Source organism: Myxacorys chilensis, from assembly GCF_059505265.1.
In genome coordinates this window covers 35,598-58,135 of record NZ_JCACKG010000208.1, presented here as the reverse complement: position 1 = coordinate 58,135, position 22,538 = coordinate 35,598, and the positions used below count along the sequence as shown (strand labels likewise).

Sequence of the window (22,538 nt, the reverse complement as noted above, 5' to 3'; positions counted from 1 at the left end):
ATCGCTTTTGCGTTCAATGGAATGGTGACACCGTTCTCGAACCCAGTGCTGCTCGCTAGTCGTCCAATCGTTCGTGTTCAACCACAAACACATTCGAGTACAAATTCGCAACAATTTGTTTACCCTGCTGGGTCAACGATAAGTAGTACAGCGCGTCTTTAATGTAGGGATAAACGCCATGCCAGTAGAACTTTGGATAGTTTTTACGTAAATCTCCCGGATGACGATAGCCTAACGCCTTATTTACGCCTGTCTCTTCAAATTCATAGTAGAGCGCACTAATCTTTTTTAAGTAGCGTGGATCGCTGAGTTGACCAATCAAATCAGATGCTCGAATCAGACCCGGATAGTGGGTGGTGTTCTGATGATCTTCAGCGGCCGGAACCGGAAACCGAGTCAGTTCAATGTTATATTTCACCACTTCAGCATCGATCAGCTTATGCCCGCCAAAGCGCTCATCGACAAACAGCTTGGCGCGATCGACATGGTAGGGCGTCAGAGCAGCGTCCGAAGATCCGGGAGGCAGCGACACCATTTTGCGATCGCGTCCGGTGGCATACATTCCCTTTTGATCGTGCCGACATACTCCTTTGACATAGCCAATGTCATGACAAACCAGCGCAATCACAAAGTGCAGCCAATCTTCACATGACACTCCTCCTTCCCGAATATGTCGTCCTCGAAGGATTTCTTGCCCGACCAGCGTTACTAGGATGGAATGTTCTACGTTGTGATAGAGGGCATCGCTGTTGGCAATATTTTCCATTGCCATCGATCCAACCCAGCCAATAATGTCTTCATAATCAGACTTCCAGCCACCATATGTACGGTGATAGCCTTCTTTGAGTTTGCAGACAAAATCGTCGATTAGGAGCTCGGTTGCGTTAAACATGGGGGCGCTTAAGAGTTGCAATGCAGGCAATTTGACTTATTTTTCCCCAAATTTTCAAAAATTCTTGCTCACACAGATCCTTGCTCAAAATAGGGGAAAGATACAGTGAAGCGTCCGTATTCGTTGCCGAGCCATCTGTAGTGCTTGTGTGAGAGACAATAGATTCCTCTTTTGTTTCCCTCACTGTGTTTGACAAGAATGTTGCACAACAATACTTCGCATACGTCATAATTAGTTAAAGAAATATCAAGAACTCGTGAAGACTAAGTTCACGATTGTGGTTCCAGATTTGTACTTAGAATCGTCATCTAATTCCGATGAGGAAAGAAAAACGTGGCATTCAACACCTTCTCACCGACTGATCCCCCTGAATCGCAACCGTCTCCTCCAGAAATTGAACATTCAGATTCAGATTCAGGCATCGCTCTACCTGAGCGATCTGACGCTCCTGCGCGGGGGTGGCTTTCGGGTGGACGGGGAGTGCTACTAGGGCTGGGATTGGGTATGGCGATCGCAGCAGGCAGCATGGCAGTCGCATCGCGCTCAAATAAACAACCTGCAGCTCCTGCACCTATGCAGGCCACTGTGGCAGGGCAAACGGTGAGCATTGAACCCGCTCAATTGACCTCTGTTTCTCAGACCTTCCCCACTCAGGGAACAGTCCAAGCACGAGATTGGGTGTCTGTGATTCCAAAAGCGGCAGGGGTGCAGATTCAGGAAATTCGCGTCCAGGAAGGACAGCGAGTGGAAGCGGGACAAGTGATCGCCGTTTTAGACAATTCGGTGCAGCAAGAGCGCCTGAATCAGGCAAATGCTCAAGTGTCGTCGGCGCAAGCGCAATATCAATCCGCTGAAACTCAGCTGGAAGGGGCACGGGCGCAGTTGCAAACTGCACAGGCGCAACTGACCTCTGCTAAGGTTGGCGTTGAGCAAAAGCGGGCGCAACTCCGGCAGCAGCAAGCGGCGGTGGCGGAAGCAGAAAGCAATCTCCGTCGCTATCAGAGTCTGGCTAATCAAGGCGTTGTGTCTCGTCAAGAAGCAGAGTCTCGCAGCACGAGTGCGGTGACAGCTCGCGAGAACGTCAATGTAGCGCAAAGCAGCATTAATAGCGCTCAAGCCGATGTGGGACGGGCACAAGCAGAGGTAAGCAAAGCTCAAGCAGGCGTGAGTCAAGCTCAAGCAGGCGTGAGTCAAGCTCAAGCAGGCGTGAAAAATGCGATCGCACAACTTCAAGAGCAGCAGACCCAACTGAATCAAGCCTCGGTCGTTCAAGCCCCAGCCAGCGGCATCATCGCGAAGAAGACGGTAAGCGTGGGCGATCAGACGGGAAAAGATCCCCTGTTTGCGATCATTCAAGACGGAGCAACAGAGCTACAAGCCAAGGTTCCCGAAAATCTGTTGTCGAAAGTCCGGGAGGGCGAGATCGCTCAAGTCACGTCGGATGCCGATCCGCAACTCAAAGTGCAGGGTCAGGTGCGGGAAATTGATCCGACCGTAGATGAAAAAACTCGTCAAGCGACGGTGAAGATTAACTTGCCTCCAAATGCATCCATTAGACCCGGCATCTTTCTCAAAGCAGCGATCGCGTATGACACGGCGGAAGTTCTAACCGTTCCGACAGAAGCGGTGCTGTCGCAGTCCGACGGTCAAAAGACTGTCTACGTGTTAGACGGAGAGGTTGCCCGCGCCCGTCCCGTGCAGGTGGGCGAGCCATCTGAAGGACGCTTGGTTGTGAAAGAAGGACTAAAACCTGGCGAACAGGTGATTACGGCGGGGGCAGGGTTCTTAAAAGATGGCGATCGCGTCACGGTTGTGAAATAAGTGGCGATAGAAATGGCGCACTCGCGCCGACTTGTTGTTCAATCTTCAATTCTGCTTCCTGCTTTAGGAGCTTATGTCATTTAATATTTCTGCTTGGTCTATTCGGAAACCGATTCCGACCCTAGTGCTGTTCATTGTCTTGACGTTGGGAGGAATCGTCTGCTATCCCATGTTGGGGATTGATGAGAACCCCAACGTTGACATTCCCACCGTAACGGTCACCGTGACTCAACCCGGAGCCGACCCAACTGAATTGGAATCTCAAGTGACCAAAAAGGTTGAAGATGCTGTGGCGGGACTGGGCAATATTGACCAGGTTACTTCAACCGTCAATGATGGCATTTCCCGGACTGCCGTTGCGTTTGTTCTAGGCACAAACAGCGATCGCGCCACCAATGATGTCCGCAATGCCGTGGCTCAGGTGCGACAAAACTTGCCGCAAGACATCAACGATCCGATCGTTCAGCGCGTCGATTTTTCGGGCGGGCCGATCGCAACCTATAGCGTCTTTTCTGAAACGCGGTCGGTTGCAGAACTAAGTAACCTCGTCGATCAAACGCTCAGTCGAGCCATTCTAGCGGTTCCTGGTGTTTCTCAAGTGAATCGAATTGGTGGTATTGATCGAGAAATTCGCGTCAACCTTAATCCAGATCGGCTGCAAGCACTGGGCATCACGGCGACTCAAGTCAATGACCAGATGCGTGCCTTTAACGCCAACTTACCCGGCGGACGAGGACAAGTCGGTGGCAGCGAACAATCGATTCGGACGTTGGGTAGTGCACCTGACGTGGAAAGTTTGCGACAGTATCAGATTGCCTTGCCCAAAGGCGGCTTTACGCCCTTGTCGAGTTTGGGAACTGTAACCGATGGCGCAGGCGATGTCCGCAAAATGGCACGGTTGGACAATAAGCCAACGGTGGCATTTAATGTTTTACGCAGTACTGGAACCGTTCTTGTCACTGTGGTAGACGGCGTTGAAGCCGCGATCGCAGACTTTCAGAAGACACTACCTTCAGATATCAAGGTCGAACTGATTAACAGTGCTCGCGCCGACTATACGCGGGAATCGTATTTCGCCTCAATTGAAGCAATCGTGCTGGGTGCAGTTTTGGCGATCGTCACGATCTGGGTTTTCTTACGGGATTGGAGAGCAACGCTGATCACTGCTGTGGCTCTGCCGCTCTCTCTGATTCCGACCTTCATTGTGTTTAAGATGTTGGGCTACACGCTCAACTTCATGACACTGCTGGCGCTAGCGCTGGTTGTGGGAATTTTGGTGGATGATGCGATCGTTGAAATTGAGAACATCGAACGGCACCAAGCGATGGGCAAGTCAGCGTATCATGCGGCGATCGATGCGTCCGACGAAATTGGTCTAGCGGTAGTCGCAACGACTATGAGTATCGTGGCAGTCTTCGCTCCGGTTTCGCTCATGAGCGGCATTAGTGGTCAATTTTTCCGACCCTTTGGGGTGGCGGTGGCAGGTTCAGTTCTCTTCTCGCTGCTAGTCGCCCGGACAGTAACCCCGCTAATGGCAGCGTATCTGTTGAAAGACAAACCTCATCATGAGCAAGACTTGAGTAAAGATCGGCTCTCGTTCCAATATCGTCGCTTGCTAACGTGGTCACTCAAGCATCGGGTGATCACGATTGGGCTATCAGTAGCGTTCTTGATCGGTAGCTTCATGCTGGTTCCATTCATTCCAACGGGTCTATTCACCAATGGTGATGTGGGACTATCAATTATCAACATGCAACTGCCGCCCGGTTCGACGATCGAAACGACCGATCGCGCCACTCAACAGCTAACGGCGATGCTACTGGAAAATCCAAATGTGGCTAGCGTACAAACCGACGAGTCGGTCGCCAAAGCGACGCTCTACGCCAAGCTGAAGCCAAAAGGCGAAGGGCGAAATATTTCACAACAAGAATTTGAGAAGGACTTCCGAGCCAAGTTTAGAGAAATTCCTGGAACCAGACTGAGTTTTGATAGTGGCGGAGTGGGTGGTTCGGCCAAAGACTTGTCGATTGTGCTGAAAAGTGAAGATGCGGCGGCGCTGACCAAAACAGCTCAAGAGCTAGAAAAACAGATGCAGCAGGTTCCAGGACTCGTCGAAATTGCGTCAAGTGCCAGTTTAGTCAAACCTGAAATCTTGATTAAACCTGATCCGGCGCGGGCAGCCGATCAAGGCGTGAGTGTTGCTACAATCGCCCGAACCGCAAGTTTAGGAACAATTGGTGACAACGATTCGAGCTTGGCAAAATTTGATTTATCCGATCGTCAAATTCCAATTCGGGTTCAACTTGATCCAAAGTATCGAGACGACATCAATACAATTCGCAATCTGCAAGTTCAAACTCAGGCAGGAGATTTGGTGCCACTGCAAACGGTGGCAGAAGTTAGCTTTGGCAGTGGGCCGTCTCAAATCGATCGCTACAATCGCTCCCGTAAGATTGCAGTGGAGGCAAATCTCCAAGGTGTAGCTCTAGGAAACGCTCTGACTACGGTGCACGAACTCCCGGCGCTGAAGAATCTGCCGCCGACGGTGCAGGAAGAGCGATTTGGCAATGCCAAAATTCAGAGCGAACTGTTTACCAATGTGGGACTCGCTTTGGGAGCCGCCGCTCTGTTCATCTATGCCGTGCTGGTGCTGCTATTTGGCGATTTTCTCCACCCCCTCACGATTATGGTGGCGTTGCCGTTCTCTTTGGGCGGAGCTTTGCTGGGGCTACTCGTGACTCACAAAGAAATGGGACTATTTGCCCTAATTGGCATTGTGCTGCTGATGGGATTGGTAACAAAGAACTCGATTCTGCTGGTAGACTATGCGCTACTGAATCAAAAAGAAGGCAAGCCGCTCTACAAAGCCGTGCTAGATTCTGGAGTCGCCCGGTTACGTCCGATTTTGATGACTACGATCGCTATGATTACGGGAATGCTACCGATCGCAGCAGGCATCGGGGCAGGATCAGAGCAACGCGCTCCGATGGCGATCGCGGTGATTGGCGGCCTGATGACATCCACCCTGCTAACATTGATCGTCGTGCCAGTGATCTTTACCTATATCGATGCGCTGCAAGGATTCATCTTTGGACGATTATTGAAAGGTGCAACCAAGCGGCGATCGCAAGATCCATTACAACAAGCGGCTAAACACTAAAGAAGAGAGCAGGAAGTTTTATAAGCGGTTGTAAACTCTCTGCTCTGTTCTATCTAAAAGTCGCTATAATGCTTGTCACATGCGGGTATAGTTTAGTGGCAAAATGAGACCTTCCCAAGGTTTAGTTGCGGGTTCGATTCCCGCTACCCGCTTCATCAAATAAGTCTTCTGATAACCAAGCCTCCTGATACTGTCATCAGGAGGCTTCTTGCATATCCGGTAATCGTAGAGAACCTATTCCACAGCGATTACCGACTATAGCTGAACGCTCTTAAACGTTCTCAAAGGTGATGGTTATGACGGCATCATTAAAGTCGAGATCGCCACCAGCATACAGATCCTCAATACTAAAGCTAGTGCTTCCGGCAGCAGTTGTACCTGCTCCAATGAAGTGATCAAACTGATCCGCGTTTGCAGCGACGAAGTTGGAGTAGATATTGGGATTTTTGCCATTGAGAGCGTCATCCACTGTTGCATCCGCAATCAGATAGGTCGCGTAGACTCCACCTCCCGTCAGATCTGCCGCTACATCTCCCGCTCTCGCACTAAAGGTAACGCCGTCTGCCTGCGATCGCCGCACGATCGCCAAGCCATAGCCTGCATCTCCTGGCTTATAGGACGTTCCATTACTTGGATCGATCACTGTTCCAAGCGCGTCTTCAATGCGGTACAAGCCCACCGTATTGTTGTAGTCAGCCGTGATGCTCTGGGTATTGATCAAGCTTCTAACCTGACCCGTGCGATCGCGTAGATCAAGCACTTGATCTTGGGGTGCAGCAGGCAAATCGATGGTTGGAGTCTCAAATGTCGCGGTTAAAATCGCATCGTTAAAGTCGAGATCGCCGCCGCCAAATAGATCTTCCACCACGATTTTGCCATCTTCGGTTGTGCGCCAATGGTCAAACCCACCATCTGAGTTAGCGGCCGTGAAGTTGAAGTAAGTGTTTACGTCACTCCTTTGCAGAACGCTCTCGGCGGTATTGTTGGAAATCAGGTAGGGCGCATAGAGCGCTCCCCCTTGAAGCGCAACCGGGACATCTCCTGATCTTGGATCAAACGTAATGCCATCACCAGCGGTTTGCGATCGCCGTACGGCTGCCTGACTATATCCAGCGTCTCCAGGCGCATAAGACGTCCCACTGCTCGGATCGATAACTGTACCTAGAGTATCCTCCACTCGGTAAATACCAACGGTGTTGTTGTAATCTGCGGTAATGCTCGTGGTATTAAAGAGTCCTCGAACAAGTCCCGTCAAGGAGCGCAGGTCAAACACCTGGTCTTGAGGAGCGGCAGGAAGGCTTGCGCTTGATGCACCGCCGGGAGGCGGCGGGGTAAGGGGCGTGGGAGTTGTATCTAATACGGTAGTCTGATTTTGAAAAATGTCGGTGGTTAGACTCGATGACGAGCTAGAAATGGATTCACCCATAACCATGGTGATAACTCCCTGAGAAATGTACAACAGTCTTTGGCTTCTATGTGCAATATCTAAGATCGGTCGCTCATTGCACTTGCAGTGCGACCGAATTCACCCTTAATAGATAGTAAATCAAACGAAAACTCAAATAGTTTTGTACAACGTCAAAAGTACTGAATTAGGAAGTAAAAATTGCTGCACAACCTGCTTTTTTGATACGTAAAACTTCATCAAAAAAGCGCTAAAAACACTTAAGAATCATAATGAAAATAGGCAATACGCAGCGATGAATTGAATCCAAACACCTTTGTTTCTTTAAGCACAAAAATAATTAATTATAAAAATTTTAACTGAGTTAATGAATACAGATTAATTCTGCATAATATTCACATTTCACTCCAATGAGTGATGTTTACGCTCAAAGCAAAGTTGCAGTCAATATTCAGTTTTTGCCACTTATCGGAACGCTTAGAACCATTGTTTTGGTTCTCTTGAGACACACTACAGTGTTACATGTAGCTATTTAGAAATCTATAATTAATCAATCTAAGACTGTTTAGTGATAAGGCAAATCAAGCAAAAAATACTCACTATCGAACCATTCGGTAAGGGCATAAAGTGTCCTTACGACCTGTCGCACTAATGAATAAAATTGGTATTAAATCAGCGATCGCTTCAAAATGGCAAACGTATCTAAACTTATACGAGAAGTGAAGCCGAGAAAAATAGCGTTACTGCGATCGCTTAGGAATTACCGTTATTTTTCGGTCGATTCAAAACTCTACACTTCTCTTGAGCTGCTTCAAACGCTTCGAGATAAGCTTTACCACCCAACATGACATCGCCATAGTACTCATAAGGCATGGAGCCATAGATCGGGAGCGGATCATCTTCAGGATAATCTTCCTTTGCTTCCTCGATCGCAGCTTTCAACTTCTTGGCAGTTAGCTGCTGTGCCGCAAAATAATAAAGTTCTTCTGGCTTGCGATTTAAGGAAGAAAAACTTGGATCAATAATGCGTGTCGTTTCTGTACCGTCCTGAGACTCGCTAAGTTCTAACCAGCTATGCTCAATGGGTTGATGAGGCGCACCTGAGAACACCAAAAAACCTTGAACATATTGTGCTCCTTCAACGAGCGCAATCGCCTTTGCAGTATTCTCAAAACTGACTTTCGCTTTGCTTTTGAGACGATTTGCAATCTCAATTGATCGCTCAGCATCCAACAACTTGTCCATTACAGAAAATTATTTTTGGCACTATCCTATCCATTGTAGGGATGAATCCGTAATTCGTAATCAGAATTGCCCAATTACGAATTACGAACGAGTGAACCATTACGCGGCAAAGTACGAGGTCACGGCTTCCGATCCACCAATCAATCTGCCATCGATGAACACTTGAGGAACGGTGGTTGCGCCTGTCATCGCTCTTAGCGATCGTAAGGTGATGTTTTGACCCAGCACAATTTCTTCGTAATCTAAACCGTTCTCGCTCAGCGTCTGCTTCGCTTTAGCACAGAACGGACAGCCTACTTTCGTAAACAGCGATACGGTTTTGGGCTTTTCTGCCTGAGCATTGATGTAGTTCAACATCGTGTCTGCATCAGATACTTTGAATGGATCGCCGGGTTCATCCGGTTCGATAAACATCTTTTCAATCGTGCCATCTTTCACCAGCATCGAGTAGCGCCACGATCTCTTACCAAATCCTAGATCTGTCTTGTCAACGAGCATTCCCATGCCTTCGGTAAAGTCGCCATTCCCATCGGGGAGTAGCCGAATGTGATCAGCACGCTGATCTTTTGCCCATTCATTCATCACAAATGTATCATTAACAGAAATGCAAACAATCTCATCAACGCCATTGCCTTTAAACACTTTTGCAAGATCGTTGTATCCAGGAACATGAGTTGAAGAACATGTTGGCGTGAATGCTCCAGGCAATGCGAAAACGACTACAGTTTTACCAGCAAAAATATCGTCAGTGGTGATGTCAACCCACTGGTTATTTTCACGGGCGCGAAAGGTAACGCTAGGAACTTTTTGCCCTTCTCGATTGGCAAGCATAAATGAGTCTCCTGTTAATTGAATCCCTTTAAGCGTACTCGTTCCGAGTACGAGTTGTCAACTAAGAACTTTCCAGCGCTTACAAAGCAACTTCTTGAACATCGTGTGCTAATTGCACAGACTTCAGCACTCTTCATGACATTCTCTGAAATAGTAAACGCTTCTTGATTAATCGTCTAATGCTGCAAACGCATACTTATTCTCAGGTCGCTCAACTTTAGTAGCGGCTGTCAGTTTCTGAAGAAATTCTTCTGCTAACGTTGAAAATGCTTTTGCCCCTGCCGTTCCTGGGTTGCTCAACACAACAGGCGTAAAGGCATCAACTGCCCTTGCAACATTGACATCTACCGGAATGCGCGTCTTGAATAATTTTGCTTCGCTGAAATCTTCATTGAGACGCTTCATCACTTGCCCATGATAGCGGCTTGAGAACATGTTGCCAGAGAGCGTAAACGCAATGCCTAGAAGCTCGATCGCTAAGGGTCCTGCTTCCGTGCGATGAAGCTCTCTTAACTTTGAAATCCGGCGTTCTAAAAGCTGGATTCCGATGAGCGATAGCGGCTCTGGGCGAGCTGGAATAAAATAGAAATCACTGGCTAACAATCCGCTTCGAGTAATGAGGTTATATCCAGGAGCGCAATCTAAAATGATCAGGTCGTAGTCTTTGGAGATCGGTTGCAAGATCTTACGAATTAGATTCTTCTCAAAGTCGTTCCACACTTGCTCAAAGTCGGTGGCTCCTGTCTGAACGGCAGTTCGATGCAACATATCCGAGACGAGAAACTCATCGTACAGTTCAATGTCTCCCGGCAACAAATCTAAGCCTTTGACGTTAGAGATATAGGCACGAATCGCTTCAGGTACAACCGTTGGCAATTCTTTGTCAGATAAAATTGCTCGTTTAACTAAGTTTCTTAAGGTACGTTTGTCGCCACGAACTTTAGCAAAATCAGCCGGCGTCATGAGGCTAAGCGTTGCGCTGATTTGAGTATCTAGATCAACAATGAGAACGCGCTTTTGGTGATGCTTGGCAAGGCAAGTAGCAAGATTGACCGTCAGCGTGGTTTTGCCAACACCGCCTTTCATGTTTGCCGTTGCAATGATGTGAGCCATGCGTTGCGCCTCCTCAGTGGTGATGCCTGTCCGAACGAGACTATATCATCTGGCACATCATAATATGAATTTGCAACCCAAGGTGAGAAAGGCGTTTGAATTAAATAGTGCTTTTTGGAAGATAAACAGTTTGGTTACTGCACTGAGCGATCGCGTATTTTCGCGATCGAATAACTCTTTTGGTTACTAATGGCAGACATTAGAATTACTAAAGTGCCCGCACCCCATTTTGCTTGGTAAATGAACGCAACTGGGCGATCAACTACTCATTCGATACACTAAACAATCCATACCACTCAACTCATCAACCCATGAAACTCAAAGTCATCATTCACGACGCTGAAGAAGGCGGATATTGGGCAGAGGTTCCAGCGATTCTCGGTTGTGCCACTCAAAGCGAAACCTTTGAGGAGCTATTGCAGAATTTATACGAAGAGATCGAAGGGTGTCTCTCGGTTGATATGGCTTCTATTGAAACAACTGCAACCGATCGAATCCTGGAAATTGCCGTATAAAATCGATGTTCGGCAAAGAGTTGGCAAAACGCTTAGAGCGCGAAGGCTAGATATTGCTAAGAATTCAAGGCAGTCACCATATTTACGGCAAACTAGAAAATCTAGTCAGGCTCTCTGTTCAATTCATGGCAACAGATCTATAAAGGCTGGCTTGCTCAGGCATTTGCTCAAGACAACTGGCTTACTAGAATCCGGTCGAGGAGAAGATTTACCCGAAAAATCTTCTGATGCTGAAGATCGAGATACCGAGGAACTATCTGAGTAATCCAGCGCTGATGTGAATAATGCTCAAAGCACCTGCTGAATTTGTTAGCGATGTGCTAAGTCTTGATTATCGCCAAATACGGATCGTACACCCTTAGTTGTAACTACTTAGCGATCGCTACTCGCTTTGTGAGTAAACGATAAAGCTTTCTCTATAGGATTAAAGCTTTTCCGAACAACCAACCCTCTCCTGTAGAACCACTGAACCTTCAACGTCAATCAAACAAGACAATAGCGAAAGTGTTGCGCTTGGTATCGCTCTAAATCATTTCTTTAAAGTGGCATTTTCGCTGATCTCCGCTCTCACGCAATGCGTCTCTAATACACTCCTACTTTGCCCGCTATGCCCGTTTCAGCAAATTCTGCTCGCTTCCAGTTTCTAGAATCTATTACCCTTGATAGCAGCGAGTCAGATGTCGAACACAAAGTCATCATTCCGCTTCTACAAACTCTCGGCTATCACGCTGCGGATTGGAAAACGCAGGTGACGATCGGTAAAGTCAAGCTAGATTTCTTGGTGCTGTCGCAGCATTCAACGCTTCACGCATTGCCGTATTTAGTGATTGAAGCAAAATCTCCTAGAAAAGATCTCTCTCGAAATCTTTGGCAGTTAAAGAGCTATCTGCGAGAAACGGGCGCAGCGTTGGGATTATTAACGAACGGTTATCAGTTTCATTTGCTGTATCACTATGATGGAGAAATTAGCGCGATCGCATCCTATTCTCAAAAAACGCTGATCGAAAATTTTTCACTGCTCTCCAATCTCTGTGGTAAAGAAACCTGCCTGAAATTTGGTGATGCGATTCATCAAAGTCAGCAGCAGGTTCACTCTAATTTTCTAAGTCATATTGCAACTGCCTTTGGGAACCAAGATATGTTTGAACTATTTAAAAGAAGAAATCCTTCTGGCGCAACGATTAGCGCAGATCGCAACTTCAATGAGACCGCGTCTCCAACCTCTTCAGCCACGATAGAGAAAGCATCTCAATCTAAAGATTCTGTAGAGAGAAAGGGTATGGTTATCACCGTCTTCAATAACAAAGGCGGCGTTGGTAAAACAACAATGACGATTAACCTTGCTGCTGCCTTGAGCAAGTTAGGTAAACGTGTTCTCTTGATTGATGTTGACGCGCAAGCAAATTTGACAATGGGGTTAGGAATTGATCCTTTGTCAGACGTTGAGGATCAGGGCAAGAAAGATATTGTCCATCTGTTAACAGAGTCGAGAACGCTTCTGCCTAGTACAGTCATTTCTAAAACATGGGGGGATGTTGAATTAGATATTGTTCCCTCTAATATCCGCCTCATTGATGAAGAAGCTTTTCTAATTCAGGCTGTAGACGGTGAATACGCTTTAAGAAAGAAATTAAGAGATTATCGAAACAACTATGACTATATATTTATTGATCCACCTCCATCTTTCGGTAAATTCAACGAAATTGCTTTGATGGCAGCTTCAGCTATTTTGATCCCTACTCAATTAGCTCCATATCCAATTCGGGCACTGGAATACGTGATTGGAAGAGCGCTAGAAGTGCAACGAGATAATCCTCTACCCATCTTGGGAATTGCCGTTAGTATGTACGATAAAAAAGTGAAAATCTTACATCGGCAGATGGCTGAAAAAATCAAAGAGATTGTAGAGGGATTTCCTACTTATGAAAACATTGATTTGTTTCCTGAAGAAACGTGGATACCTCAACTTAAAATTGTGTCCTCTATACCTGAAAAAGGTTATCCGCTCTGCTATGCAGAGTTTGATTCTTCTTTAACCAGAGCAGATAAAGAAACGGCTCAAGATGCGTTTAATTGCTACTTAAAAATGGCTCAACACTTAGTACTACTAACGGAACAGGGTAATTAGTTTATGGATTTTGCTAGACGACAACAACAGATTATTGATAGGTTACGTCCCAAACCAGTTCATCATGGTCAACTAGAAACCATACTGATTGCTGTTCCAAACTTAAGTCCTGAAGATATTGCACCTGAGCGATCGCAAGTTCTGAGAGATAGTCTTGTTCAAGAAGGTAGCAATCTGGTTCCTCTGATTGTACGTCGTACTGAAGCGTATGCTGATGAAGAGTATGAAGTCATCTATGGAGCAGATTGGTGTCTAGTTGCAAGAGAACTAGACATTCAGAGGCTATGGGTTTGGGTATTTGATCTTAATGATGAGCAGGCTGCTGTTACTAGGTTAGAGATGGAGTTGTTGCTAGGTAATTCGGCAACTTCTACTTCTGCATCGCCGCCCGACGAGATTCAGCAAATCAGTGCTTTGATACAACGATCGGAGCAGTCGCTTGAGAGGAAGATAAGCCAACACTTTAACAGTTTGTTCCAGCACTTAGAGCAGTCCTTACCTCCATTTGATGAAATTCAGCAGATAAGTATTTTGATACGAGAATTAGAGCAGTCGCTTGAGAGGAAGATGAGCCAACAACTTGATGATTTGCTGAAACACTTAGAGCAGTCCTTTGAAACAAAGATTAGTCAGCAGATGAATGTCTTGTTTGAGCGTCTAGAGCAGTCGCTTGAGCAGAAGATTAGTCATCAGATTGCTGAAGCGATGAATAGCGCGATCGTAGAACTCAAGCAATCTACTTCCTCACACCGGAAACCAGCAACATTAAGCGGCAGTCCATACAGCAAGATGAAAGTTGCTGAGCTTAAACAGCTTGCTAGAGAACGTCAGTTAGAAGTACCTTCACGTCCACTTAAGCAAGAACTCATTGACTTACTTATTAAAGCGGATGAACAAACAAGCGGTTGATTGAAATGTTAGGCTGAAGCAAGAATAGATTAAGTCATTGACTCAACTATTTCTGAGTTTATTCTCTTGTGACACAATTGGCGACCTCCCTCCCTCTCTCGGCTGAACGGTTATTGTTTACACCTGCGACTCCTCAAGCAGATGCAATACCGCTCATTTTTGCGTTTCCTAATGAATATATCGTTGGCATCACTAGCTTAGGCTTTCAAGTGGTTTGGGCAACATTAGCATCGCGACCTGATTTAGAAGTCAGTCGCTTATTTACGGATGGTCATGAGCCGTTACCCACACAGCCTGAAATTCTCGGCTTCTCGATGTCGTGGGAACTGGATTATGTCAATATTCTAGGACTGTTAGAGTCATTAGACGTTCCGATTCGGAGCCAGAATCGCACGTCCGATCATCCCCTCGTATTTGGAGGCGGTCCCGTCCTCACAGCCAATCCCGAACCGTATGCAGACTTCTTTGATGTATTTCTGCTCGGCGATGGTGAAATCTTGCTCAATGCTTTCATCACTGCATATCAAGAGGTTCGCCACGCTGATCGCGACACCCAACTCCGACATCTTGCCCAAGTTCCAGGCATCTACGTTCCGAGTTTGTATGAAGTGACGTATGCAAGTTCAGAGGGCGCGATCGCGGCCATTCATCCCATCGACAGCACGATCCCTGCACGAGTCGAAAAGCAAACCTATCGCGGCAATACCTTATCGACCTCTACCGTAGTGACCGAGAAAGCTGCATGGGAAAACATCTTTATGGTGGAAGTTGTCCGCAGTTGCCCTGAAATGTGCCGCTTCTGCCTCGCCAGCTATCTGACGCTGCCATTTCGGATTGCCGATGTAGAAGACTCGCTCATGCCCGCGATCGCACGAGGATTAGAAGTCACCAATCGACTCGGACTCCTCGGAGCTTCGGTGACTCAACATCCCGAATTTGGGACGCTGCTAGACTACCTCAACGCCCCAAAATATGACGATGTACGAATTAGTCTTGCCTCAGTTCGTACCAACACTGTGACAGAGAAATTAGCGAAAACGCTAGTCAAACACGATTCAAAATCGATCACCATTGCGGTGGAAAGCGGCAGCGATCGCTTACGCCAAATCGTCAATAAAAAACTGACCACTGACGAAATTATTCAAGCTGGAATCAATGCAAAGGCAGGCGGTTTAAGCAGCGTCAAACTATATGGAATGGTTGGCATTCCGGGTGAAGAATCTGAAGATCTCGACCACACAGTTAAGATGATGCGAGATTTGAAGAAAGCCGCTCCTGGGCTACGGCTCACGCTTGGATGTAGCACCTTTGTGCCGAAAGCACATACCCCGTTTCAATGGTTTGGCGTCAACCCAAAAGCCGAAAAACGGCTCCAGTTCTTGCAGAAAAACTTGAGATCGCAAGGCATTGATTTTCGCCCTGAAAGCTACAACTGGTCAGTCATTCAGGCATTATTATCTCGCGGCGATCGCCGCCTTTCTCGCTTGCTCGAACTCACTCGACACTATGGAGATTCTTTAGGCAGTTATCGCCGTGCCTTTAAAGAATTGCGGGGCCACCTTCCTGATTTAGAGTTTTATGTCCACCAGAATTGGTCGCTGGATCAAGTCTTGCCTTGGAGCCATCTGCAAGGTGCATTACCTCCAGCCACCCTAGAGAAACATTTACAAGGTGCAATTGCTCTGTTTCCTTAGCCTCCGCAGGAACTAGCCGTGGCGCAGCCCGTTGGGTAGAGCCGTTAGGCCGTTAGATTTAAATAGAGTCAGACTGCCCCATCGATTCCCACCAGCGATTCAGCGGAAAATAAACAACGGGTGCCCACAAACTGCTGAGAATGGCTGAGCTGAGGGCAACAAACTGATGATACGTCCAGATTTCTAGCAGCGATCGCCCGCCCTCAAAACTAAACTGAATCGCGGTTATTGTCTCCGCCACCACCGCCATGCCAAACACAATCAGCGCTACCGAAATAAAGTCTTCCTGTACATAGCGCTGTTTTTGCAGCCGAGCCGTAATCGCACCAACGATCGCTAAACTAATTGCATGAGTGGGAAATGGAGCCGTCATCGCATCTTGTAGCAAACCGAGAACCAGCCCTGCGATCGCGCCCTGCCAGAGCGTACGCTTCACACTCCACGCCACCACCCAAATTAATAGCCAATTCGGACTAATGCCGGCCAATTCCATTCCAGGCAATCGAGCTGGCAAAATCAGCAAACACAGAAACACAGAACCAGCCGTAACTCCCCAATTGATAAATGGGCGAGAAGCAGGATACTGCTCGATAAAGTGATCTAACGCCTGACTCATGGTGCTGTAGGGGAGGGGGTAGAAGACTCTTCTGGGGTAGGAGAAAAGGCAGGCACATCGCTAGGCGCAGGAGCAGGCAATGACTCTGTTTCACCGGGTAACTTCGGATAAACGATCGCCCATTCTAGAGCGCTGATTGGCGCTGACAGTTCGATTACCGCTTCTGGCGCTGGACTTTTTGCCGTATCAACAGATTCAATGCGCCCAACCGGAAGCCCAGACGGAAATCGACCGCTGAGCGAAGAAGTCGTTACTACATCACCGCGACGTACATCCGGATTCTTCTCATAAAATTCGATCACCGCCCGATTTCCCAAATTTCCCCGCATCGATCCCATCGCTCGACTGCGGCTAATCATGACGCCAACACGACTAGTTGGGTCGCTGAGCAACAGCACGCGGCTGGTACGAGCGGTCACACTTGTCACACGGCCCACAACCCCACCTGGACTCCGAACAACGCTTCCCGTCTCAACCCCATCTTGAGCGCCTCGCCCCAAGCTGACCTGCTGCCACCAATGATCTGCACTCCGCCCAATCACTGGAGCCGTAATGCCTTTCGCCTTAGCAGACTGCGCAAATCCGAGAAGCTCCTCTAGACGCTGATTTTTGCTCTCAAGCTCAATTAGTCGCTCCTGGAGTTCTAGCATCTCAGGATTAGAGGATTGGGCAGGAGGAGCAGGTTTTGACAAAAAGGGGCGAGTCAACCACTGATAGGTTTCTAGCACCACCCCTCCGTGGGTTTGCCGAATCAACAATGCCGTTCCTATAGCAACACTTGTCAGAGTGGCTTGGATGCCATACCGATCCCACCAACGGCGCAGTGCAAACATGCGAATTTCTCGTTCTTTGGCTGGTTAACGTTCACAAAAGTATAGCTCTGAATTGTCAGAGCCTTAGCACAATTTCCTCAGTTCCAGCATGGAGATCGGGAAAGTGTAGCAGATTTTTATCGGGGTGGACGAGTGCTGAACACTCGCTCTAGCTGCTTAAAGTTTTCCAAGACGCGACCTGTACCCAAAACGACGCAGCTTAATGGATCAGCCGCGACGTGAACCACGATTCCAGTTTCATGACTGATGAGGGTATCAATGCCTTTGAGCAATGCGCCGCCCCCGGCCAGCATGATACCGCGATCGATGATGTCTGCCGCTAATTCGGGAGGCGTCCGTTCTAGCGTCCGCTTCACCGCATCGATAATCACGGATAGCGGCTCTGACATACTTTCGCGAATCTCAGGACTTTTGATCGTGACGGTTCGAGGTAAGCCAGACAGGAGGTGCAAGCCTCGCACTTCCATTAGAGAATCGTCATCAAACGAACCAGGGTAGGCTGATCCGACTTGAATCTTGATTTCTTCTGCCGTCCGTTCCCCAATAACCAGGTTGTGGACTTTCTTCATGTATTGAACGATCGCATCAGTCAGTTCATCCCCAGCGACGCGAACCGATTCGCTCAGAACCGTGCCTTGCAAACTGAGAACGGCAACTTCAGTCGTGCCGCCACCGATGTCGATAATCATGTTTCCAGTCGGTTCTGCGACTGGAAGCCCTGCCCCGATCGCGGCTGCCACAGGTTCATCAATCAAGTACACCTCGCGAGCACCGGCCTGAGACGCGGCTTCCATGACCGCTCGCCGCTCCACTCCAGTAACACCGCTCGGAATTCCAATCACGATGCGGGGCGATACGAGGGCTTTGCCTTCATTCACTCGCTGGATAAAATGCTTCAGCATTAATTCAGCTGTATCAAAATCTGCGATGACGCCATCCCGCAAAGGGCGCAGAGCGATAACGTTGCCAGGAGTTCGTCCTAGCATTCTTTTTGCGTCTTCTCCAACCGCCAACGGAATTCTGTCATTAGCGTCCATCGCCACTACGGAGGGTTCTTGCAAGACGATGCCTTTACCGGATACGTAGACTAGTGTATTTGCAGTACCGAGATCGATACCCATGTCCCGTGATAGGGAAAAGCGGGAGAAGCCACTGAAAAGACCCACTAGTTTCTTGCCTCTTAAAAATGCTACGGATTTGCTCGGACGAAAGTGCAGCTTTTAGCACTGGCGCTAGTCGATGTGGATTTTATTACAGTTTAGGGGCATAGTCCAGTCAATGGTGAGAATTGTTGAAGCACTCAGTAGAAAAGGCGACGGGAAAGGCTGAGTAGAAGGCAGAAGCATTTTGTGTGCTTTATTACTAATTGGGCATTAAGCGATAGGGCGATCGCAGTTGTTAAGTAGGTTAGTTAAGTACAAATCTCACGGCAGTAGTGTAACCTTAGATGCTTCTCTCCAATTCATCAGGTAGGGATTGATTAAATTAAAATAGAGGCAGTCAGAAAAGTACTAGTGAACTACTATGAGCTTAAACGTCGTGACATTGGTGGGACGGGTTGGCGGCGATCCGGACGTAAAGTATTTTGAGTCGGGCAGTGTCAAATGTCGGCTGACGCTAGCCGTGAACCGTCAGACGCGCAACAGCGACCAGCCCGATTGGTTTAATCTTGAATTGTGGGGCAAGCAGGCAGACGTAGCCGCAAACTATGTTCGTAAGGGCAGTTTGATTGGCGTCAAGGGATCACTGAAGTTTGATTCGTGGGTCGATCGCAATACAGGGGCAAATCGAACCTCTCCGATTGTCGTGGTCGATCGGCTGCAATTGCTTGGATCAAAGCGTGACTCTGAAGGCGGCGGATCGGATGCTCCCTCATACGAAGAGGACTTTTAAGCAAGCGCGATCGCAGCTAAGCTGCGATCGCGCCCCATCGTTCATGAAATTTGAAATCCGTCAAATCCAGAGCCGATCTTTTAGTAGTTGAACTGCAGTGTCACAGAGCCTTCAACTCGCTGTTCACCGCCAACAACGGGGGTAGGCGCATCTGCCGCGCTGAGCTTCGCAAACCGTTCTGCTTGCACCGGAATGGGGGGAGGCGGTGTTGCTGCGTTGATTTGAACGCTGACAATCTCTTTTTTCGTCAAATTAAGAGCACTGAAAACGGCGTCTGCTTGGGATTGGGCATCTTGTGTTGCTTTACGCAGCGCTTGTTTTTGTGCCGCCGCGATCGCATCGTCTGCTGCCACAAAACTTACGCCATCAATGCGGCTCGCGCCCGCTTTCACAGCGTCATCTAGCAAAGTTCCGGCAGTTTCGGTTGGCACTCGGAAACTGACAATATTGGACGCCGAATAGCCTGTCAGCTTTTGCGTATTGTTGGCATAGCTGTAGACTGGGCTGAGATTAATGCCAGTGGTTTCGAGTTTATCGACTCTGCGCGATCGCAGCAGCGTCACCACTGCATTCGAGCGCCGCGCGGCTTCTTGCTGAACCTCATTGGCAGTTTTACCTTGAGCCTCAACTCCTAACCGAACCTGAGCTAGCGTGGTTTGAATATCCTCAAATCCTTTTCCTGTCACGGTTAGGGTTTTCATTGCTTTTTCTTGCGCGATCGCAGGATTGACCAGTGCAGGACTCAGTATTGTGAGTCCCACCACTCCAAGCGCCAACGGTACAGCCTTAAAACGATTCCACCGGGTCGATTCTGTCAAATTTCTCTGTGTCAAATTTCTCTGTGTCAGACTCATCATCTTCCGGACTCCTCACAGGGATTGGATGGATTGGATGATATTACTGTGGCACTGAATCCGTTTGATCGTGTCCTTGGTTACACTTTTCGCAACTTCGGATGTTTGCCGTAATCCAGTCGTCCAAAAATGATTCAGAAGATTTGACAGATACCGTATGATACAAACCTGTTACTCTCAGGGGAGATAATCATGCAACGACTTCGCTCAGGATTTCGCTCTGGATTGCTTGTAAGTTGCCTTAGCGCAATGCTGTGGAGTCTGGCCGAGCCAATCGCGACCTTCACCTCACCGTCTCCCGCCGCTGCACAATTATTCAACAGCCCACTTGATCAACTTCCGCTAGAACAACGAGTTGCGCTCAGGAAGGGTCAACCGTTGGTGACAGGCGAGAAGGGTCGGTACATGGCGAGAGTGCTGATTCCCACCTCATCGGACATTGCTTGGTCAGTTTTAACCGATTACGGAAACCTATCAAAATTCATGCCAAACGTGGCATCGAGCAAAATTTTGTCAGTCAATGGAAATCAGAAAGTTGTAGAGCAGATCGATGCTCGTCAGGTGTTTTTGCTTAGTGTAAAATCTCGAATTCGGTCGGCAATCACCGAGCAAGCAAAGAGTCGAATTGATTTTCGGCAAGTCGATGGCGATCTGCAAAGTCTACAAGGCTACTGGAAAGTTGAGCCGATCGCACCATATGCTGGGGCGAAGCCGACTCAAGTTTTGATCACTCAAGTTATCGAAGCACAACCCAACTCCGCAACGCCAAAAGGCATTTTCTACAATCTCTTTAAGGAGTCTCTAGGCGAATCGATGAGCGCGATCGGGAAAGAAGCAGTGCGAAGAGGTCGCTCATAAATGCTATTTCATAAACGTCTCTGAGGAGTCCCCCAAATCGGTAATTGATTGACCTGCTGTAGCGTTATTTCAACGTAAGTCGTTTGACTATTTGCTACCGGTGCAAGTCCAAAATAGCCTTGATCGCCATCATGCTTCTGAGGGCCAATCGTTCGCACGCTATAGCGTCCTTGCCACTTTGCCTGATTGAAGGGCGATCCCACGGCGATTCCCCAACGCGAGGGAAACAACCAGGCGCTAAGGTCTTCAATCCAATCTTGACTGCCTTGCAAATGATAAATCTGGTCAAGCGATTCAAATCCAACCTTTCCTCCAAAGTCTCCGCCGACCGACACTACAATCAGTTGAGGGTTGAGCCACTGCTTGAGATAAGACGCGGCACCCAACGCAACTTGTGCGCCGCCGCTCGTGCCAACTAGAATGACCTTGAGCGGTTGATCCGGCTTTGGAGGAATGGGATGGGCGGCATTCATTCGATCGATAACCGCGATCGCAATGCCTTGGTTATACACTTGACCATAGCGATCGTCAGCAGAAATCGCAAACCGCCACAAATTACGGATTTTAATCAACACATCCGCATTTTTAAGCCATCCATCTGCTTGTTCGATCGCCGTCCAGACAGGAGCCAAAGTACGTTGTCCTCCTAGACTGGTGTTGCTGGCAGAATAGGGAAACACATCGGGCACAGCGACACAATTAGGGTGTTGCCGCGTCAGTTGGCTCAGAAAAAACTCTTCGCCAGCGGTGAGTTGGTTTGCAGAGTAATCACCCACCCCTGGAAGATAAACGATATAACAATCAATCTTTGCTGTTGATAACGGTTTAAGCGGCGTGCGTCCGTTGGTTTGCCGTTTCGTTTCTCGCAGTGCAAGCGGCTCAGTGCTTTGGCTAAGCCACCAAGTCAACGTTCCAACGGGGGCAAGGACACCCCACACCAGTAGAACTCCTCCTCCCATTAGTAGAAGTCTAAGCGTACCGCCTTGTAACCATTGAAGTGAACGGGTCAGCCACCGCATATTCTATGATCCTTAAAAAGAATCGGTTCTTACGTAAAAGGAAACACAAAGACACTGCGTACCATCATACAATCAGGCTTGCAGACTCAGTTCCATCTTTCAGAAGGCAGCAATCATGAGTCAATTGTCAAAACCCAGTCTATGGACAACATTGCGGCATGCACTAGCGCTCAATGGCAATTTCTACGAGAATGCTCGCAACACGTCTAGAAACCGTCGAATCGCGTTGACGATTGTGTTGATGGCAGCATTCTCTCATCTATTAGGTAGTACAGCAATCTTATTAATCAACCGCGCTACACCTCCTGTGTTGCTGTTAGCGCTATTGCTCGATGGGTTAAGCGTTGTTTGTGGCTATTTTTTTTGGACATTCGCCGTGTGGAAAGTTGGACAATGGCTTAAGCCCATTGATCCTACCTATCGAGAGCTACTGAGTCCGATCGGATTCGCGTATGCCCCGCAAGTCTTAAACTTTCTTACCTTAGTTCCATTGTTAGGACGACCGATTGAGTTAATTCTGTCAATCTGGAGTTTGTTAGCGGTGATTGTGGCGGTGAGACAGGGACTCGACATTGGAACTCGCCGAGCAGCGCTTATTAGTGTGATTGGATGGTTGCCGCTGCAAACAGCAATTGGCTTTGTGCAGATATTGGAGCAGAGACTTGTTCAATCCTAACTTGCTCCCAGGTCGCTACCTAGGTAATCGAATCGACAGATTGAAGGACACTGTTCAAAAAACATACAGCCTATGC

Annotated in this window: 19 protein-coding genes and 1 tRNA gene; 10 read left to right on the top strand and 10 right to left on the bottom strand. The window is 48.0% G+C overall.

From position 1 onward, the window contains the following. Positions 1-55: 55 nt before the first annotated feature. Positions 56-892, bottom strand: coding sequence for an Npun_R2479 family HD domain-containing metalloprotein (locus AC5JLB_RS20505; RefSeq protein WP_495875671.1), 837 nt, complete (start codon positions 890-892; stop codon positions 56-58). A gap of 333 nt (positions 893-1,225) precedes the next feature. On the opposite strand from AC5JLB_RS20505, the gene AC5JLB_RS20500 reads away from it, so the two are divergent. The 3 genes from AC5JLB_RS20500 (at position 1,226) to AC5JLB_RS20490 (ending at position 6,025) form a co-directional block, all read left to right on the top strand. Beyond that, on the top strand, positions 1,226-2,713 hold the full coding sequence (locus tag AC5JLB_RS20500) for an efflux RND transporter periplasmic adaptor subunit (RefSeq protein WP_495875670.1): 1,488 nt from the start codon (positions 1,226-1,228) through the stop codon (positions 2,711-2,713). 73 nt (positions 2,714-2,786) lie between these two features. Further along, entirely contained in the window at positions 2,787-5,873 is a 3,087-nt protein-coding gene (locus AC5JLB_RS20495) for an efflux RND transporter permease subunit (RefSeq protein ID WP_495875669.1), read from the top strand. An 81-nt stretch (positions 5,874-5,954) separates the two neighbouring features. Further along, a tRNA-Gly gene (locus tag AC5JLB_RS20490) sits at positions 5,955-6,025 on the top strand. Positions 6,026-6,144: 119 nt separating this feature from the next. Here AC5JLB_RS20490 and AC5JLB_RS20485 read toward each other — a convergent pair. The 4 genes from AC5JLB_RS20485 to AC5JLB_RS20470 all read right to left on the bottom strand — a co-directional run bounded on the left by AC5JLB_RS20485 (position 6,145) and on the right by AC5JLB_RS20470 (position 10,467). Continuing rightward, positions 6,145-7,305: a DUF4114 domain-containing protein gene (locus AC5JLB_RS20485; RefSeq protein WP_495875668.1), complete on the bottom strand. Its 1,161-nt coding sequence runs from the start codon at positions 7,303-7,305 to the stop codon at positions 6,145-6,147. Between the two features lie 726 nt (positions 7,306-8,031). Further along, complete coding sequence (locus AC5JLB_RS20480; RefSeq protein WP_495875667.1) at positions 8,032-8,523, bottom strand: hypothetical protein; 492 nt, start codon at positions 8,521-8,523, stop codon at positions 8,032-8,034. Between the two features lie 99 nt (positions 8,524-8,622). Then, positions 8,623-9,354, bottom strand: coding sequence for a glutathione peroxidase (locus tag AC5JLB_RS20475; RefSeq protein WP_495875666.1), 732 nt, complete (start codon positions 9,352-9,354; stop codon positions 8,623-8,625). Between the two features lie 168 nt (positions 9,355-9,522). Further along, a complete protein-coding gene (locus AC5JLB_RS20470) occupies positions 9,523-10,467 on the bottom strand; it encodes a ParA family protein (RefSeq protein WP_495875665.1) in 945 nt (314 codons plus the stop codon). A 311-nt stretch (positions 10,468-10,778) separates the two neighbouring features. On the opposite strand from AC5JLB_RS20470, the gene AC5JLB_RS20465 reads away from it, so the two are divergent. The 4 genes from AC5JLB_RS20465 to AC5JLB_RS20450 all read left to right on the top strand — a co-directional run bounded on the left by AC5JLB_RS20465 (position 10,779) and on the right by AC5JLB_RS20450 (position 15,713). Continuing rightward, positions 10,779-10,982 carry a type II toxin-antitoxin system HicB family antitoxin gene (locus AC5JLB_RS20465; RefSeq protein ID WP_495875664.1) on the top strand — a complete coding sequence of 68 codons (204 nt, stop codon included), beginning with the start codon at positions 10,779-10,781 and terminating at the stop codon, positions 10,980-10,982. Positions 10,983-11,589: 607 nt separating this feature from the next. Then, positions 11,590-13,110, top strand: a complete 1,521-nt coding sequence (locus AC5JLB_RS20460; protein WP_495875663.1) for an AAA family ATPase — start codon at positions 11,590-11,592, stop codon at positions 13,108-13,110. Between the two features lie 3 nt (positions 13,111-13,113). Further along, positions 13,114-14,019, top strand: coding sequence for an SAP domain-containing protein (locus AC5JLB_RS20455; RefSeq protein WP_495875662.1), 906 nt, complete (start codon positions 13,114-13,116; stop codon positions 14,017-14,019). 77 nt (positions 14,020-14,096) lie between these two features. After that, entirely contained in the window at positions 14,097-15,713 is a 1,617-nt protein-coding gene (locus AC5JLB_RS20450) for a B12-binding domain-containing radical SAM protein (protein WP_495875661.1), read from the top strand. Positions 15,714-15,771: 58 nt separating this feature from the next. Here the strand turns inward: AC5JLB_RS20450 and mreD are convergent, their stop codons facing one another. From mreD to AC5JLB_RS20435, 3 genes are all read right to left on the bottom strand, one after another. Further along, a complete protein-coding gene (gene mreD / locus AC5JLB_RS20445) occupies positions 15,772-16,329 on the bottom strand; it encodes a rod shape-determining protein MreD (RefSeq protein ID WP_495875660.1) in 558 nt (185 codons plus the stop codon). Beyond that, positions 16,326-17,162 carry a rod shape-determining protein MreC gene (mreC, locus tag AC5JLB_RS20440; protein WP_495875659.1) on the bottom strand — a complete coding sequence of 279 codons (837 nt, stop codon included), beginning with the start codon at positions 17,160-17,162 and terminating at the stop codon, positions 16,326-16,328. The genes mreD and mreC overlap by 4 nt, the downstream gene beginning before the upstream one ends. A 116-nt stretch (positions 17,163-17,278) precedes the next feature. Then, a complete protein-coding gene (locus AC5JLB_RS20435; RefSeq protein ID WP_495875658.1) occupies positions 17,279-18,283 on the bottom strand; it encodes a rod shape-determining protein in 1,005 nt (334 codons plus the stop codon). A 403-nt stretch (positions 18,284-18,686) separates the two neighbouring features. Here AC5JLB_RS20435 and AC5JLB_RS20430 point away from each other — a divergent pair, with 403 nt between their 5' ends. Then, positions 18,687-19,055 carry a single-stranded DNA-binding protein gene (locus tag AC5JLB_RS20430; protein ID WP_495875657.1) on the top strand — a complete coding sequence of 123 codons (369 nt, stop codon included), beginning with the start codon at positions 18,687-18,689 and terminating at the stop codon, positions 19,053-19,055. An 80-nt stretch (positions 19,056-19,135) separates the two neighbouring features. Here the strand turns inward: AC5JLB_RS20430 and AC5JLB_RS20425 are convergent, their stop codons facing one another. Beyond that, positions 19,136-19,912 (bottom strand): SIMPL domain-containing protein, encoded by a 777-nt coding sequence (locus AC5JLB_RS20425; protein ID WP_495875656.1) that lies wholly within the window; start codon positions 19,910-19,912, stop codon positions 19,136-19,138. 189 nt (positions 19,913-20,101) lie between these two features. On the opposite strand from AC5JLB_RS20425, the gene AC5JLB_RS20420 reads away from it, so the two are divergent. Then, positions 20,102-20,767 carry an SRPBCC family protein gene (locus AC5JLB_RS20420; protein ID WP_495875655.1) on the top strand — a complete coding sequence of 222 codons (666 nt, stop codon included), beginning with the start codon at positions 20,102-20,104 and terminating at the stop codon, positions 20,765-20,767. A gap of 8 nt (positions 20,768-20,775) precedes the next feature. On the opposite strand, the gene AC5JLB_RS20415 is transcribed toward AC5JLB_RS20420, so the two are convergent. Next, on the bottom strand, positions 20,776-21,786 hold the full coding sequence (locus AC5JLB_RS20415) for a hypothetical protein (RefSeq protein ID WP_495875654.1): 1,011 nt from the start codon (positions 21,784-21,786) through the stop codon (positions 20,776-20,778). Between the two features lie 115 nt (positions 21,787-21,901). Between AC5JLB_RS20415 and AC5JLB_RS20410 the strand changes: the two genes are divergently transcribed. Further along, positions 21,902-22,462: a YIP1 family protein gene (locus tag AC5JLB_RS20410; protein WP_495875653.1), complete on the top strand. Its 561-nt coding sequence runs from the start codon at positions 21,902-21,904 to the stop codon at positions 22,460-22,462. Positions 22,463-22,538 lie beyond the last annotated feature (76 nt).